The sequence below is a fragment of the Haloechinothrix sp. LS1_15 genome (genome assembly GCF_033042135.1).
Lineage (GTDB): Bacteria > Actinomycetota > Actinomycetes > Mycobacteriales > Pseudonocardiaceae > Haloechinothrix.
The window spans coordinates 83,321-99,084 of the sequence record NZ_WBXM01000005.1; the positions used below are offsets into that span (position 1 = coordinate 83,321).

The 15,764-nt window shown below is 69.7% G+C and carries 13 protein-coding genes; 6 read left to right on the forward strand and 7 right to left on the reverse strand.

Going from position 1 to position 15,764, the window contains the following annotated elements; genetic code table 11:
* Positions 1–57: 57 nt before the first annotated feature.
* The 3 genes from sucB (at position 58) to lipB (ending at position 3,672) form a co-directional block, all read left to right on the forward strand.
* On the forward strand, positions 58–1,839 hold the full coding sequence (gene sucB, locus F8178_RS09670) for a 2-oxoglutarate dehydrogenase, E2 component, dihydrolipoamide succinyltransferase (protein WP_317494381.1): 1,782 nt from the start codon (positions 58–60) through the stop codon (positions 1,837–1,839).
* Positions 1,840–1,922: 83 nt separating this feature from the next.
* Positions 1,923–2,828 carry a TIGR01777 family oxidoreductase gene (locus F8178_RS09675; RefSeq protein WP_317494578.1) on the forward strand — a complete coding sequence of 302 codons (906 nt, stop codon included), beginning with the start codon at positions 1,923–1,925 and terminating at the stop codon, positions 2,826–2,828.
* A gap of 88 nt (positions 2,829–2,916) precedes the next feature.
* Positions 2,917–3,672, forward strand: a complete 756-nt coding sequence (lipB, locus tag F8178_RS09680; RefSeq protein ID WP_396345284.1) for a lipoyl(octanoyl) transferase LipB — start codon at positions 2,917–2,919, stop codon at positions 3,670–3,672.
* Positions 3,673–3,706: 34 nt separating this feature from the next.
* Here the strand turns inward: lipB and F8178_RS09685 are convergent, their stop codons facing one another.
* On the reverse strand, positions 3,707–4,405 hold the full coding sequence (locus tag F8178_RS09685) for a TetR/AcrR family transcriptional regulator (RefSeq protein WP_317494579.1): 699 nt from the start codon (positions 4,403–4,405) through the stop codon (positions 3,707–3,709).
* A gap of 210 nt (positions 4,406–4,615) precedes the next feature.
* On the opposite strand from F8178_RS09685, the gene F8178_RS09690 reads away from it, so the two are divergent.
* The 3 genes from F8178_RS09690 (at position 4,616) to F8178_RS09700 (ending at position 6,894) form a co-directional block, all read left to right on the forward strand.
* Positions 4,616–5,161, forward strand: coding sequence for a hypothetical protein (locus F8178_RS09690; RefSeq protein WP_317494383.1), 546 nt, complete (start codon positions 4,616–4,618; stop codon positions 5,159–5,161).
* A 76-nt stretch (positions 5,162–5,237) separates the two neighbouring features.
* Positions 5,238–6,215, forward strand: coding sequence for an oxidoreductase (locus tag F8178_RS09695; RefSeq protein ID WP_317494384.1), 978 nt, complete (start codon positions 5,238–5,240; stop codon positions 6,213–6,215).
* A 100-nt stretch (positions 6,216–6,315) separates the two neighbouring features.
* Positions 6,316–6,894 (forward strand): hypothetical protein, encoded by a 579-nt coding sequence (locus tag F8178_RS09700; protein WP_317494385.1) that lies wholly within the window; start codon positions 6,316–6,318, stop codon positions 6,892–6,894.
* 95 nt (positions 6,895–6,989) lie between these two features.
* Here the strand turns inward: F8178_RS09700 and F8178_RS09705 are convergent, their stop codons facing one another.
* From F8178_RS09705 to F8178_RS09730, 6 genes are read right to left on the reverse strand one after another with little or no spacing between them, the layout of a single operon-like run.
* A complete protein-coding gene (locus F8178_RS09705) occupies positions 6,990–8,951 on the reverse strand; it encodes an aconitate hydratase (RefSeq protein ID WP_317494386.1) in 1,962 nt (653 codons plus the stop codon).
* A gap of 30 nt (positions 8,952–8,981) precedes the next feature.
* Positions 8,982–9,548 carry a GNAT family N-acetyltransferase gene (locus F8178_RS09710; RefSeq protein WP_317494387.1) on the reverse strand — a complete coding sequence of 189 codons (567 nt, stop codon included), beginning with the start codon at positions 9,546–9,548 and terminating at the stop codon, positions 8,982–8,984.
* The gene (locus tag F8178_RS09715; RefSeq protein ID WP_317494388.1) at positions 9,545–11,404 is read right to left on the reverse strand and encodes an IucA/IucC family siderophore biosynthesis protein; all 1,860 of its coding nucleotides are present in this window, start codon (positions 11,402–11,404) and stop codon (positions 9,545–9,547) included. Before F8178_RS09715 ends, F8178_RS09710 begins: the two co-directional genes overlap by 4 nt.
* A gap of 44 nt (positions 11,405–11,448) precedes the next feature.
* Positions 11,449–13,164: an IucA/IucC family protein gene (locus F8178_RS09720; protein WP_317494389.1), complete on the reverse strand. Its 1,716-nt coding sequence runs from the start codon at positions 13,162–13,164 to the stop codon at positions 11,449–11,451.
* Positions 13,136–14,341: an MFS transporter gene (locus tag F8178_RS09725; RefSeq protein WP_317494390.1), complete on the reverse strand. Its 1,206-nt coding sequence runs from the start codon at positions 14,339–14,341 to the stop codon at positions 13,136–13,138. The genes F8178_RS09720 and F8178_RS09725 overlap by 29 nt, the downstream gene beginning before the upstream one ends.
* Positions 14,342–15,763, reverse strand: coding sequence for a SidA/IucD/PvdA family monooxygenase (locus tag F8178_RS09730; RefSeq protein ID WP_317494391.1), 1,422 nt, complete (start codon positions 15,761–15,763; stop codon positions 14,342–14,344).
* Position 15,764 lies beyond the last annotated feature (1 nt).

The window sequence follows — 15,764 nt, forward strand, 5'->3', positions numbered from 1 at the left end:
ACACCCGCAGGCGGCGAATAACCCTCCGCTAACCAGAGCCTGAGGAGTCTGCAAGAGATGGCCTTCTCCCTCACACTGCCGGAACTCGGCGAGAGCGTCACCGAAGGCACCGTCACCCGGTGGCTCAAGCAGGAGGGCGACCGCGTCGAGGTGGACGAACCCCTGCTGGAGATCTCCACCGACAAGGTCGACACCGAGGTCCCCTCCCCCGTCGCCGGTACCGTCACCCGGATCGTCGCCACGGCGGACACGACCGTCGAGGTCGGGTCCGAGCTCGCGGTCATCGACGACGGTTCCGGCGGCGATGCCGCGCCCGCGAGCCAGGGCGGGCAGGCTGCCGAGCAGTCGCAGGAGCAACCCGCCCAGCAAGCGGCCGCGCCGCCGGAACCGGAGCCCACGCCGGCCGCCGCCCAGCAAGCCCCCGCCCAACAGGCGAGCCAAGGGACGCCGGTGACCCTGCCCGAGCTGGGTGAGAGCGTCACCGAAGGCACCGTCACCCGGTGGCTCAAGCAGGTCGGCGACCGCGTCGAGGTGGACGAACCCCTGCTGGAGATCTCCACCGACAAGGTCGACACCGAGGTCCCCTCCCCCGTCACCGGTACCGTCCTGGAGATCACCGCGGAGGCGGATCAGACGGTGGAGGTGGGCTCGCAGCTCGCCGTGATCGGTGACGGCGCACCGGCGGGGGGCGGCGCGCCGCCTCAGCAGCCCGCCCAACAGGAGCAACCGCCGCCCCAGCAGGCTCCCGAGCAGACCGTTGGCCAGCCGCAGCAAGCGCAACCCGAACAGCCCGCACCGGGCACCGCCCAACAAGCCCAGCGGCAGGAACCGACCCCTGCCCCGAGTAACGGCGAGGTGACGACCGCGGACGGGGCTGGGACCGAAACACCGTACGTCACCCCCCTGGTCCGCAAACTCGCCGCGGAACACGGCATCGACCTGAACGCCGTCCAGGGCAGCGGCGTCGGTGGGCGCATCCGCAAGCAGGACGTCATGGCCGCGGTCGAGGCGAAGCAGCAGCGCGAGGCCGCGGCCCAGCCTGCGGAGCCGCAGGCCGCGACCCAGCAGGCGGCGGCCCCGGCCGCACCGGCGCCCGCAGCCCCGGACACGTCCGGGCTGCGCGGGAGTACGCAGAAGGCCAATCGCGTCCGGATGACCATCGCCAAGCGGACCAGGGAGTCGCTGCAGACGTCGGCTCAGCTGACGCAGGTACACGAGGTGGATGTCACCGCGATCGCGCGGCTGCGGGACCGGGCCAAGGCCTCGTTCCAGGAGCGGGAGGGGGTCAAGCTGACCTTCCTGCCGTTCTTCGCCAAGGCCACGGTGGAGGCGCTGAAGCAGCACCCGAACGTCAATGCCTACCTCGACGAGGAGGCGCAGCAGATCACCTACTTCGACGCCGAGCACCTCGCCGTGGCGGTCGACACCGATCGTGGGCTGATCTCGCCGGTGCTGCACAACGCGGGCGAACTGAACCTCGCCGGGCTGGCGGCGCGCATCGCGGACCTGGCTGACCGCACGCGCACCAACAAGATCAAGCCGGAAGAGCTGTCCGGTGGCACGTTCACCGTGACCAACCTCGGCAGCAACGGCGCCCTGTTCGACACGCCCATCATCAATCAACCCCAGTCCGGCATCCTCGGGGTCGGCTCGGTGGTCAAGCGTCCGGTCGTGGTCTCGGACAGCGAGAACGGCGACAGCATCGCCATCCGCTCCATGGCTTACCTTGCGCTGACCTATGACCACCGGTTGATCGACGGTGCGGATGCCGGGCGGTTCGTGACCACCATCAAGAAGCGGCTGGAGGAGGGCAACTTCGAAGCGGAGCTCGGCCTGTAGGCGCTTCGGGTGTGGTGTCGCGCGGGTGGGCGCCGGGTCCCCGCCCACCCGCGCGGTTGCAACGCGGCGGAAAGGTGTCGATGATGCGGGTACTGATCGCGGGATCGAGCGGTTTCATCGGCAGCGCGCTGACCACCGAGTTACGCGGTGCCGGGCACGAGGTTCGCACCCTGGTCCGTAGGCAGCCGGGCAACGTCGGCGGCGATACCGAGTACGCATGGGACCCGCCACGAGGCGCCCTCTCCTCGGAGGCTCTCGACGGTGTCGACGCGGTGGTCAACCTGTGCGGCGCCCCGCTGACGGGTCGGTGGAGCGAGGCCCGTAAGCAGCAACTACGCGACAGCCGTATCGTGCCGACCGAGGTACTGGCCGAGGCGGTCGCCGAGCACGGCGTCCCTAGCCTGATCAATGCCTCGGCCGTCGGTTACTACGGCGACACCGGTGACACGCTCGTCGACGAGTCGGCGGGCGCGGGCAGCGGGTTCCTCGCCGAGTTGTGCGCGGACTGGGAGCAGGCCACCCGGCAGGCGCAGCGAGCGGGAGCGCGTGTCGTGCGGCTGCGCACCGGGATCGTCCTGGGCAGCGACGGCGGTTTGCTCCGCGTGCTCAAGCCGCTGTTCTCGCTCGCGCTCGGCGGGCGGCTCGGCGCGGGCGAGCAGTACATGCCCTGGATCAGCCTGACCGACCAGATCGCGGCGATCCGCTATGCCGTCGAGCACGCCGAGGTGTCCGGTCCTGCCAACCTGTCCGCTCCGAACCCGGTGACCAACGCCGAGTTCACTCGGGCGCTCGGCCGGGCAGTGCACCGGCCCGCCCCCTGGGTGGTGCCGTCGTTCGCGTTGCGAATGGCGCTCAGTGAAGCCGCCGACGAGATGGCCTTGGTCAGCCAGCGCGCCGTGCCTGCGGCGTTACGCTCGGCTGGTTTCTCATTTACCCATACCGAGCTGGACGCGGCACTGGTCGACGAGCTCGCGGGCAGCCGAGGGTGACATCGGGGTGGGGCGTACCGATCGACGTTGACCCGGCTCAGGTACCACCGCAGCCAGACGGGCAGGCACACGAAGGGAGTAGTCTCGGATCGTGACTTCTGCACAGCACAGTTGCCGCGAGTCGACCGATCCCGTCGCGGTACGGGAACTCGGCACCATCGAGTACACCGAGGCCTGGGAATTGCAGCGCAAGCTCGCCACCGCGCGAGCCGCGGGCGGTGACGACACCCTGCTGCTGCTCGAGCACCCGTCCGTCTACACCGCGGGCAAGCGCACCGAGGACAGCGAGCGCCCGACCGACGGGACCCCGGTGATCGACGTCGACCGGGGCGGCAAGATCACCTGGCACGGGCCGGGGCAGCTCGTCGGTTACCCGATCGTCAAGCTGGCCGATCCCATCGACGTCCTGCACTACGTGCGGCGCCTCGAAGAGGCCATGATGGCGGTGTGCGACCGGTTCAGGGTGCATACCGGACGGGTGGACGGCAGGAGCGGCGTGTGGCTGCCCGGCGACGAGCGGGGACCGGAACGCAAGATCGCGGCGATCGGTATCCGGGTACAGCAAGGCGTCACGATGCACGGGTTCGAGCTGAACTGCGATGCCGATCTGGCGGCGTTCGGCCGCATCGTGCCGTGCGGTATCAGCGACGCCGGGGTGACCTCGCTGTCGGCCGAGGTCGGCCGCGACGTCACCGTGGCCGAGGTGCTGCCGATGGCTCAGGAAGCGGTACTCGCCGCGCTGGACGGCACGCTGCCCGTGGACGACTCGCGGTGGCTGGAGCGCACGGCCGCGCGCTCGGCCCCGCAAGCACCGGGGGTCACCTTCGCGTTCCCGGACAGCTGACGCCCGGTCGTGGCGGCAGGCTCGGCGGTCGGGCTCAGGTTTCCTCGCCTGCGACCTTGTTCTTGATCTTGCCGGCGATCGCGGAGGGCGTCTTCTTCCGCCGCCCGCAGGCGTCGCGTGATCGTGGCTGCTTCGCTACCTCGGCCGAGGCGCCTGCCCGGATCAGGATCTGCGTGATGACCTCCTCGGTCTGCGCGCTGACCTCTTTGGGATCCGATGAGCTCGCGATCGCCGATGCCGCCGCGGACAGCGCGCCGAACACCAACCTGGAGGTGATCTCCACCGGGCTCGGGATCAGCTCCCCTGCCTCGACCAGGTCGTTGACGATCGACCGCACCACCCCGTAGCTGTAGTGGCTCTCGGCCTCGCGCCACCGCTCGGCCCCCATGACCACCGGCGCCTCGTGGATGACGATGCGCTGGTATTCCGGTTCGAGGCAGATATCGAGAAAGGTCCGCAGACCCTCGACGGCACGCTCCCACGGTGCGCCGTCACCTTCGGTCACGGCCGTGAGTTTGCTGTGCACCCGCCGTTCGACGGCGTCGAACACGGCCTCGAACAACGCCTGCTTGCCGCTGAAATGGTGATACAGCGCTCCCTTGGTTACCCGGGCCCGTTTGGCGATCTCGTCCAGCGAGGTGCCCGCGTAACCGCGTTTGGTGAACAGCGCGGTCGCGCTGTCGACGAGCGCGTTGCGCGTGGATTCCGAGTACTCTAGCCGTCTGGACCTCACTGTCGTCACCCTCACATCCTGACAAACCCAGCTCGCGCGGCGATCCGTGGTAGGTTGGACCCGGTGGTCCATACCGAGAGTATGGCGCAAACTCCGAGTATGGCGCACGTCACGAGTGGCGCGCCATACCCTTACACAACGGGGGAATGAGCACTCCCGCGCCACAGCCACGCGGGAGTCGCCGGGCATCAGCCGGAAGGAGACGAGGCCATGAGCTGGGAGGACTTCTACCGCCGGCGCGAGGTGATCGATGCCGTTCTGCGCGCGGCCAGCCGTAACCCGGATGGCCCGTTACCGTTCACCGAGGTCGACGGTGCCGCCGAGGCCTTCGGAGACCAACGGCAGCTGCTGCTGGCGCTGTACTACGACTGGATGCAGCTGATGACCGGCTACTTGCGCGCGGAGGCCGCCGGGCCGGAGGACAACCACGACGCGCCGGAGGGCAGGGACGACTCCGATCACGCCGACCGGGTCGCGCGTGCCTGGCGACGCGCTGCCGCGGATCATGCCACGCTGCGCGCCGTGCTCGACGCCAACATCGACCGCTTTCCCGATGTCGGCGTGCCCGCGCTGGAGCGTGAACAGCGGGTGCTCGCGATGACCGCGGGCCTCGCGGAGCCGACGGAGCCGCCCGAGGAGGTTGCCAAGGTCGGGTCCGCGTTCCTGGCACTGACCCGCCACGCGGATTCGACCGCTGCCGAACGCAGCAGCCGCAGCGCTGCCAGTGTGCTCCGCAGGCTGGCAGCCAGCGCCTGACCAAGGCAGGCGCCGGCACCCGACCTTCCGCCCCGCGGCTTCCGTCGTCGAGCCGATCGAGCACTAGGGTGTGACCATGGCACAGCGAGCACAACACAACGGCAGGTGGACCGAGGCCGATATTCCCGACCTGTCCGGTACGACCGCGCTGGTGACCGGCGCCAACTCCGGGCTGGGGTTGCGTACCGCCACCGTGCTGGCGAGCAAGGGTGCGCAGGTGCTGCTGGCCTGCCGCTCCCCGGAGCGCGGTGGCGACGCGCTGGCCACCGTGAGCGGACAGGCCACCGGCGAGAAGCCCCGCCTGGTCCAGCTGGACCTGGCCGACTTGGACTCGGTGCGTCAGTGCGTGAGCGAGGTCGTCGAGACCACCGGGAACCGTCTGCACCTACTGATCAACAACGCCGGGGTGATGGCGACCCCGAAGGAGTTCACCAAGGATGGTTTCGAGCGCCAGTTCGGCACCAACCATCTCGGGCACGCGGCACTGACCTGGCAGCTGATGCCCGCACTCCGGGAGGCGGGGACGGAGAGGCCCAGCAGGGTGGTCACCGTTTCCAGCATCGCCGCCACGCAGGCCAAGATCGATCTGGACGATCCCAACTACCAGCACCGCTCCTACAACCCGTGGTCGGCCTACGGCCAGTCGAAGCTGGCCAACCAGGTGTTCGCGCTGGAGCTCGACCGCAGGCTGCGCACCGCGGGGGAGAACGTGATCAGCGTGGCCGCCCACCCCGGCCTGACCGCGACAGGGCTGGCGGGCACGATGGCGGGCAGCTACCGCAACCCCGTGATCTCGACGGTTCTCAAGGCGGGTAGCTGGATCAGCGACCACGTACTCGCGCAGGGCGTGAATCAGGGCAGCCTGCCCCAGCTCTACGCGGCCACCGCAAGCGAGGTCGACGGCGGCCGGTACTTCGGGCCGGACGGCTTCCGCCAGATGCGGGGCAAACCGACATCGGTGAAGCCGCTGCGCCCGGCACGGGACCCGGAGTTCGGCGGGCGCTTGTGGGAGTTGACCGCCTCGTTGACCGGCGTCACACCCGACCCCAGCTGACCGGAACGCACGCTCACCTGAACCATAGCCGTTTCGTCGCATTGTCACTGGGTATCCAGTCGGCAGATCCGTTGTCACACAGTGACGAAAGGTGGTTCAGATGGCACGGAGCGAACAATTGTACAGTCCTGGCTGGATACGCTGGGGCGCCATCATCGCCGGTGCGGTCATCGGCATCGGTGTCATGGTCCTGCTGTCGTCCCTGTGGGTGGCGATCGCGCAGGACGTGACCGCCGTGTCGAACAACTTGCACTGGTACTCGTTCGTTTCCGCGGTCGTCGCGCTGCTAATCGCTGGCTTGTTCGCCGGTTGGCTCTCCGGCGTCCGAGGACCCGGCACGGGGCTGCTGCATGGCCTGACGGTGTGGGGCCTTGTGCTGGTGGCCAGCGTGGCATTCCCGTTGCCGGCCACACTGCGCCTGTTCGACGTGTTCCAGGCGGAGCTGCCTGAGATCGGCGCGGGACCGACGTGGGCGTCCTTCTTCGGCATCCTGATCGGGCTGATTGCCGCGGTCATAGGTGGCCTCCTCGGAGGCGCGCTCACCCGCCCGCATGAAACCAGCTTCGGCGCGCCCCAGTCCGGCGGTTCCTCCGACACCGCAAGCGAAGCGGCCTCGCAGGGCGAACCGTACACGCAGGATCCGGGCGCGCGTAGCGGGTCGGGCAGCGCGAGCCGGTAGAGCGCACGCGGCTCACGCATGACGCGATCCCGCTCCGATACTCGATCGGAGCGGGATCCAATCGTGCGGGTTGGGTGCGAGTCCCAAGCGCCGAGTCACCGCTGGTCGCCAGCGGCAAGCAACGGGATGCGGCCACCAGCCAGCACCGCGTCCACCTGGCGCTGCGAGAGCTGGTGCACCAGCCGGTAGCGCTCGTCCTTGTCGAGGTTGCGGACGCTCAGTTCGGAACCCGAGCTCAGCGCCTCTCGCACCGCGTCGAGTTCCACGGTGTCCCCTTGCTCGATGCGGTCGTAGTCGGCCGGGTCGGCGAACTCGAGCGCGAGGATGCCGTAGTTCGCCAGGTTCTGCCAGTGAATCCGGGCGAACGACTTCGCGATCACGGCACGCAGTCCCAGGTGGCGCGGGGTAATGGCGGCGTGTTCCCGTGACGATCCCTGGCCGTAGTTCGCGCCGCCGACCACGATGTGCCCGCTACCACCCGCGAGCTCGCCCGCGCGCTCGGGGTAGGTCTCGTCGATCTGGGTGAAGGTGAACTCGGCGAGCTTCGGGATGTTGGAGCGGTACGGCAGCGCCCGCGCCCCGGCCGGGGAGATCTCGTCGGTTGAGATGTTGTCGCCGACCTTGAGCAGCACCGGCGCGGCGATCCGCTCGGGCAACGGCGGGAAGTCCGGCAACGCCGAGATGTTGTCGCCCTTGACGAGCTCCACCTTCGCCGACTCCTCCGGTGGCGGTGGCGGTACCAGCATGTCGGTGTTGACCGAGGCACGTTCCGGCAGCGCCAGTTCCGGATAGCCCATATCCAGCTTCTCAGCCAGCTCGCGCGGATCGGTGACCACACCGGTCAACGCCGATGCCGCCGCGGTCTCCGGCGAGCACAACCACACCGAGTCCTCGCTGGTTCCGGAACGTCCCGGGAAGTTGCGCGGGAACGTCCGCAACGAGTTCTGCCCAACGGCGGGTGCCTGGCCCATACCGATGCAACCCATGCAGCCGGCCTGGTGGATGCGCGCACCCGCGGATATCAGGTCGAAGGTGGCGCCCATCTTGGTCAGATCGGCGAAGATCTCCCGGGAGCTCGGGTTGATGTCGAAGCTCACAGCCGCGTGGGTCTGCCTGCCGCGCACCATCGCCGCGGCGATCGCGTAGTCGCGCAGCCCTGGGTTGGCTGACGAGCCGATCACTACCTGGCTGACCTCGGCGCCTGCGGCCTCGGCGACCGGAACGATGTTGTCCGGCGCCGATGGCTTGGCGATCAGCGGTTCGAGGGTGGACAGGTCGATCTCCTCGGTGACGTCGTACCCGGCTCCCTCGTCGGCGTCGAGCGGGGCGAAGTCGTGCTCCCTCCCCTCGGCGCGCAGGAACTGTCGCACCGCCTCGTCGGCGGGAAAGACCGTGGTCGTCGCGCCCAGCTCGGCTCCCATATTGGCGATGACGTGCCGGTCCATCGCGGACAACTCCGCCAACCCCGGCCCGTGGTACTCGATGATGCGGCCGACGCCGCCGGAGACGGTGTGTCGCCGCAGCATCTCCAGGATCACGTCCTTGGCCGAGACCCACGGCGGGAGCGATCCCGTCAGCCGCACGCCCCAGATCTCCGGCATCCGCAGGTACAGCGGTTCCCCCACCATGGCCATGGCGACCTCGAGCCCGCCGACGCCCATCGCCAACATGCCGAGCGACCCCGCAGCCGGGGTGTGTGAGTCCGATCCCACCATGGTCTTGCCGGGCACGCCGAAGCGCTGCATGTGCGTGGGGTGGGAAACGCCGTTGCCCGGCTTGGAGAACCACAGGCCGTAGCGCAGGCAGGCCGAGTGCAGGAACGCGTGGTCCTCGGCGTTGCGCTGGTCGGTTTGGAGCAGGTTGTGGTCCACGTACTGCACGCTGACCTCCGCCTGGGTGCGCTCCAAGCCGAGGGCTTCGAGCTGGAGCATCACCAGCGTGCCGGTCGCGTCCTGGGTGAGGGTGTGGTCGATCGCCAGGCCGATCTCCTCACCGGGCTCCATCCGCCCACTGGTCAGGTGCGAGGCGATGATCTTCTGTGCGACATTGCGTGCCATGCCTCCGGTATACCCGCGACCGGGACAGTTTCAATCACCCGTGACCGGATCGGGCGTCCCGGGACGCGCTCGCACCATCAGCGTCGCCACCTTCTCGGGCAGCGCGATCTCCCCGGTGGCGCGGAACCCCGCTGCCTCGAACGCCGCCAGCGAGGGCTGGTTGGTCGTGTCCGGTTCGGCCACCACACGGGAACACCGCCCGTCCTGTCGCAGCAAAGCGGCGGATATCTCGGCCAGCAGCGACCGGCCGATCCCGCGCCCGGTGCACCCCCACTCCCCGATCGCTACGTGCACCCCGAGGTCGTACGGGGCGTGCGGGTAATAGCCAGCGAGCCGGTCGCGCAGCACCCGGTACACCTCGAGGTAGGCGATATCGGTGCCGTCCCGCGCGACCAGGCAAGGCAGCGAGTGCTCTCCAGCCAGCTGCGTAGCGATCTCCTCCCGCCACCGCGGCAGCGACCAGTCCTGCTGCCAGAACGGCACCACGTGGGGCTGGTGCATCCAGCGGTGGATCAGTGCGATGTCCTCCTCGGCGCGGGCCACCCGTACCGACCACGGCGCGCCGGGATCCGGCCGCGGCGGTCCCGGCACGTTCACGTGCCGGCCCCCGCCGTGCCGCCCGCCGGTGCGCCGCCTCCTGCGCTGTCGGTGTTCCCGGCGTTCTCCGTGCCCTTCGAGATGCTGTGGTACAGCGGGTTGGGGACGGTGCCGTGCACCGCGGCGTGCGGACGCTCCGGACGGTCACGGTACCCGTCGAGCAGCAGCCGGTTGCGGTTCAGACACAGCCGGTCGATTTCCGGGGTGAACAGGTCGAACAGTGCGAAACGCTCGGCGAGCTCCGGGAAGCGCTTCTGGTAGGCGATCACCTCGTCAGCGACCAGCGTCCAGAACCGGTCCTCGTCGACGCCCAGGTGCTGCTCGACGATCGGTGCCAGATAGCGGAAGTGGCCGACGAACAGGCCACTCTGGATGAACTGACGCAGAAACTCGGGCGGCTCGCGCAGCAGCGCGGCGTCGACCTCGGCTGGCATGCTCTCCAGCTCGGCCACCCCGCTCTCGCTGACGTTGACGTCGTCGACGAAATCCTTCACCGCCAGCCGCCGGGGAACGTCACCATCGAACACCACGATGGTGTTCTCCCCGTGCGGCGAGAACACCACACCGTAGCGGTACAGGAAGTGCAGCAGCGGCGGCAGCAGCGCACCGAACAGCCGCGCCAGCCACTCCTCGGCACCGAGACCACAACGGCGCACCAGCTCGGCGACGAACGCCTCGCCGTGTCCGTCCACGTACAGCAACGAGGCCAGGGTCCGGGCGCGCTCGCCAGGGGACAGCCGCGCCTCCAGCGGCTGGCGCCAGATCGCGCCGAGCAACTCCCGGTACTGGTACGGCACCTCCGGGATGCTCTCCAGGTCCGTGTGCCGCACGGTGACCGAGGCCACCTCACCGAGCAGGATCGCGCCCGTCTCGTCGCGCAGGAACGGGTCGGAGCAGGCGAGGTCAAGCACCCAGGCGGTCACCGCGGGAGCGGCGACCGTCCGTTCGGTCGGCAACCCGCGCCAGACCAGCGTGTTCAAGATGGACAGCGGCAGCTTCACGTGATGCCGCTGCGGCTGATCGATGTTGCTCAGCGTGCGGATCGACTGCTGCGGCCGGTACCGGTCGGGGGCCTCACCGAGCGGCACGATCCGCTTGTGTGCCACATCGGCGGCGAAGGTCGGCAACACGACCTCGTCCCACTGCCACGGGTGCACCGGAAGCCACTCGTACTCCTCGACGGCCACGCCATGAGCGGCCAGCGCCACGGTGAACCGGTGCCGAGTCGCTTCGTCGAGCTCGCCAGCCAGCAACACATCCCGGTCCAGACCCGCCACGGCACGGTAGGTCGCCAGCGAGCGGTGTACCGCGATCCACGGCAGCCGGTACGGTTGCCGCGCCTCGGGGGCGTACCGCTCGGAGTCGCTCGCGGAGAACCCGACCCTGCCCTTGTTCGGCACCAACCAGGGATGCCCCGTCTGGTGCCCCTCGAGCTCCGCGTACGGCACCTCGGCCAGCTCGGCCACCGAGAGGGTGTTCGAACCACGCAGCCGCGTGTCGGCCGCCAGCGTCGCGGTGAGCTCACGGGCCAGGTGACCGGCCGTGTCGCCGCTGATGCCGAGCGCGGTGTGCGCGTCGCGCAGGAACAGAAGCGGGTCGGTGGCCTGCTCGCGGGTCGCGCCGACCACACGCACGATGCGGTCGGGGGCGACACGCCAGTCGGCGAACGCCCCACGGCGGGCGGTGAACTCGTAGGTCACCCCGCCGGGCAGCTCGATCCGGTATTCCTCGCCGGAGACCGGCTGCGGCCGCAACAGGTCCTCGTACGACAACTCGCCCAGCGTCTTAGCCAGCAGCTCGGCCCCCGCCCGACGCCAGGTCTGTCGATTCAGCGAGCTCGGAACGGTCAGCGACATACGTCTCCTTTCTCCGGTGGCCGGGCGCGTACCCGATAGGTGGTTCATGCCGTGGCTGTCGTGGTGAATGGGTTGGGAATGTCGCAGTACACCGACTGTGTCTCTAGTGGACCGACGAGCTCGTCCAGCCCGTCCACCCTGGTGAGCAGGTTCGCCTTGCAGCGAAGCGTCGGCGCGCCTGCCAACTCGGCAGCCAGCGGGAGGTCGTCGATCGCGCGCAACCGGGCCCGCAGCAGCTTCAGCAGCGGTCGTTCGTCGCAGCCTGCGAGCGAACCGCACGCACCGACCAGGCCGATGAGGTTGTTCACGCCGATGTAGTAACCGAGTCGCTCGTCGATGACGGCGTCGTCGCAGCGGTTGTCCCCGGCCAACCCGACGCCGGGCAACAGCCGATCCAGCGCGTCGATCCGCCGCTGCGAGATGTAGTACCCCTGGTTGTCCCGGTACCAGCCGCCACACGGCCAGCCATCGGCGTCTAGGGTCACCAGGGTGTTCTGCTGGTGGGCCTCCAGGCCGAGCCCGTAGTGCCGGTACAGCCACAGCACAGGGGCCACGACGGTGTCGAAGTAGCGCGCGCACCACCGCTCGGCGATATCCTGCCTGTCCCGCCCGGTGTGCTGCGCCAGCCGCTCGATGACCCGGGTGATCCCGGCGTGGCCCCGATCCGGCCGCTCGGCGAGCAGCCCAGCCACACACCAGACGCGGTCGGCGTGGCCGAACGGGTTGTCCCTGACCACCACTTCCAGGCCGGACTCGGCACGCCCGGTTCCCGCTGCGGGGTCCACCGCCAGCCACGCAGGGTCGCGCACGATGCCGAACCCGGGATGGTGCGTCGTGAGGTCGTCGGCCAGGCCTGCGTCGAGTAATCGGTCGATCTCGGCCCCGCGATACAGCTCGGTACGCAGGTTCTCACGCCGGGAGTTGGTGATGGGCAGGCCGAGCGAGAGCTTGAGCATCACCGCCTCATCGGGGGCGTATACGGTGCGCAATGATGCCGTCGGGTACCACTGCGGGCCGTGCGGGCCGAGGTCAAGCAGCGCGCCAGCCGCCAGCAGCTCCGTCACCCCTGACCGGTACCGCACCTCACGTGCCTGCCAGGGGTGCGCGGGCACCGCGACATAACCCTCTGGCACCTCCGGCGAAAACGGGGCGAGCAGGTTCTCCGGGTCCCCGTCGGCCGCCACGACGGAACGGTCGGCGGCGAACCAGTGCAGTGGGAAACTGCCGCGCACCTCCGGCGAGTACCGGGCCGCCTCGGCGTCGGTCAACCCGAGCCTGCTCTTCGGCGCCGGGTGCAGCGGGTGACCCAGCACCAGTGCCTGCTCAGCTGCCAGGAACGGCGTGGGCTCGGGTTCGGCTTCCTCCGGCGTCGTGCGCGCTGCCAGGAACGTAGCGATGCGGTGGGTGGAGTCGGCGACCCGCGCGACGAGGTCGGTGACCTGATCCAGCGCGCCACCCCTTGCGGCAGCGGATTCGGTGACCAGCAATGCGGCTAGCGTGACCGCGCTCACCGACTGTCCAGAGGGGAACCGGGCGGCATCGAACCGGTGGAAGCCAGCGGGTGACCGGTGGATCACGTCGACTTCCAGCCGGGTACCGCAGATGGGAAGCTCGATCGTGAGGCTGCCACCGGCGGGTACCGGCAGCGCTGTCTCACGCACCCAGCAGCGCAGCAGCGCGTCGCATGCCGCCGCCTCCGCCCGCCGCGACCAGCGGGCGATCGGTAGCGGCTCAGCGCGCGTAGGCGAGGTCACGGTCACGGTGCTCCTCCTTGTCGTGCGTTGGGGATGTCAGTCGGGGCGCTACCCCGGCCGCAGCCAGGTACAGGACCGCCGCCAGTGCCAGCGGCAGCGCGAGATGGTGCGAGGCGGCGACCGCGGCGATCCACGGGGTGACGAACAGCGCGGCGGCACGCGCCGTCTGCACCGCGGCGTAGGCGGGCCCCCCGGTGCCGGTGACCTCGAACATCCGTAGATCGACCGCGATCTGTGCGAGCGCGAGCCCGGCACCGAACACCACCCGCCCCGCAGCCAGCACCGCCGGTCCGAAGCCGACAGCCTGGCAGGCGAGCCCGGCTGCTGCCAGCACCAGTGCCGCGGGCAGCAGCGCACGGCCGAACCTGCGCTGGAGCGGGCCTGCCAGCGGTATGATCGCCAGCGCCGAGACGTGCGGCAGCAGGAACAGCGCAGCCGCCGCGGCAGGCGACATGCCGCCGGACAGCACGTACTCGGTGAAGAACGGCCGGATCATGGTGGTGGCCATCTCGAAGATCATGGCCAGCGCGGCGATCGCGACTAGCGCCGATCCTGCACGCGCGCAACGCGTCCGCCCCCGCCCGGGCGGACGGGCGCGCCGCGTGCCACCGGATCCGGGACGCCTGCCGCGGCCGAGCACCCGCCAGCAGGCGATGGCCAGGGCGAGATCGAGCACCGCGAGCGCCGAAATCCCCCAGCGCGGTTCCGGCAGCGCCACGATCGCGGCGCCGAGCAGGGTGGAGAGCACCATCGCGGTGTGGAACACCGCGACGAACGCCCGTACCCCGGTGATGCGGTCGCCGCTGCCCTCGTAGCTGGCCACCAGCGCCGGGTAGGCCAGCAGTAGGGCGCTCTTGGCCGCCACCACGACGGCGGCGAGCGCGGTGAACGCGACGTATCCGGGTGCCAGGCCCAGCGCGGCCTCGGACACCGCCGCACAGCACAGCCCGACGATGACCAGCCGCCGGATCGGCCACCGGCGTGCGGCCAGCCCCCACAGCGGCAACGCGAGCAGCCCGGCCAGCCGCGAGATCCACACGAACGCGCCGGTGGCTTGCAGGTCGTCGATGCCGAACAACTCCCGGAACAGCTGCGGCAGGAACGGCGCCAGCGCGGTCTCTCCAACCAGGAACAACCCGATGACCAGCATGAGCACCGGTCGTGCCGCCCGTTCCGCACGCATTCAGTGCCGGGCTCCTACTCGAGAGGGCACGCTTCGGCCGTGACCGGCGGCCTCGCCTGAGTCGCTGACCTCGCTGGGCTCGCTGGTTTCGGTGGCGCTGGGCGGGACCCCGAAGGTGGTGAACGCGGCCCGATCCGGCAGCGGGTACACGGTGCGGCCGGTGAGGTGGTTGAGGATCCGCGCCGCGCGCCACGCCCCGAGGGTGAGGTCGGGCGCGCCGACGCCATGGCTGTGCATCTCCGCGTTCTGCACGTACAACCCGCCGGTGACCTGGGGATCCAGCGCCACCCGGTAGTCGCCGTCGACGCGGTACCTGCCGAGGGAATCCCAGTCGATCAGCTGCCGCAGCGGGCGCAGGAACTCGACCTCCCTCGGCGCGTACCCGGTCGCCAGCACCACCCGGTCGGTGGTGACCGTGAAGTCGTGCCGCTGCTCGACCTGGCGGCAGTTCAACCGGTAACCGGCTCGCTCCGCGCTCGCCGAGGTGACCTCCACGTTGGGCGCCAGCGTCACGTCCGGCCACTGCCCCCCGATGCCGCGCTCGTACAGCAGGTCGTAGATCGCACCGATGGTGTCGTCACTGATCGCCTTGTACAGCTGCCACTGCGCCGGGATCAGCCGCTCGCGGGTATCCGCAGGTAGCTGCCGGAAGTACTCGACGTAGTCGGGGGTGAAGTGTTCGAGACCCAACTTGGAGTACTCCATCGGCGCGAACGCTGGGGTGCGCGCCAGCCACCGCAGGCGCCACCCGTACTCCGGTTGCGCGCGCAACAGGTCGAGGAAGATCTCCGCGCCGGACTGTCCGGAGCCGACCAGCGTGATGTCGCTCGCGGTGTGCAGGGACGCGCGGTTGTCCAGGTAGCGGCTGGAATGGAAGACCCGCTGGCCGGTGAGCCCGTCGAACACGGTCGGGATTGCCGGGGCGGTCCCGACCCCCAACACCACGTTGCGGGCGGCGACCGTGGTGGCGGCGCTGGAACCGACATCGCGGTACTCCACAAGGAAGTGCTCGGCGTCGGCATCCCAGCTCACCCGCTCCACCCGCGATCCGAACCGGCAGGTGGGCAGGCAGTCGGCTACCCACCGGCAGTAGTGGTCGTACTCCTGCCGCGGGATGTGGAACCGCTCGGCGAAGTAGAAGGGAAAGAGCCTGCCGTGCTCGCGCAGGTAGTTCAGAAACGACCAACGGCTGGTTGGGTCGACCAGGCTCACCAGGTCGGCGAGGAACGGCACCTGCAACACGGTGCCCTCGAGCAGCATGCCGGGGTGCCAGGCGAAGCGCTCGCTGTCCTCCAGGAACAACGCCCGCGTCCGACCCTCACCCGCGGCACCGTCTGCCAGCGCGGCCAGTGCCAGATTGAACGGCCCAATACCGACTCCCACCAGGTCGTATTCGGCCGCCGGTTGCCTGTGTCCGGTCATC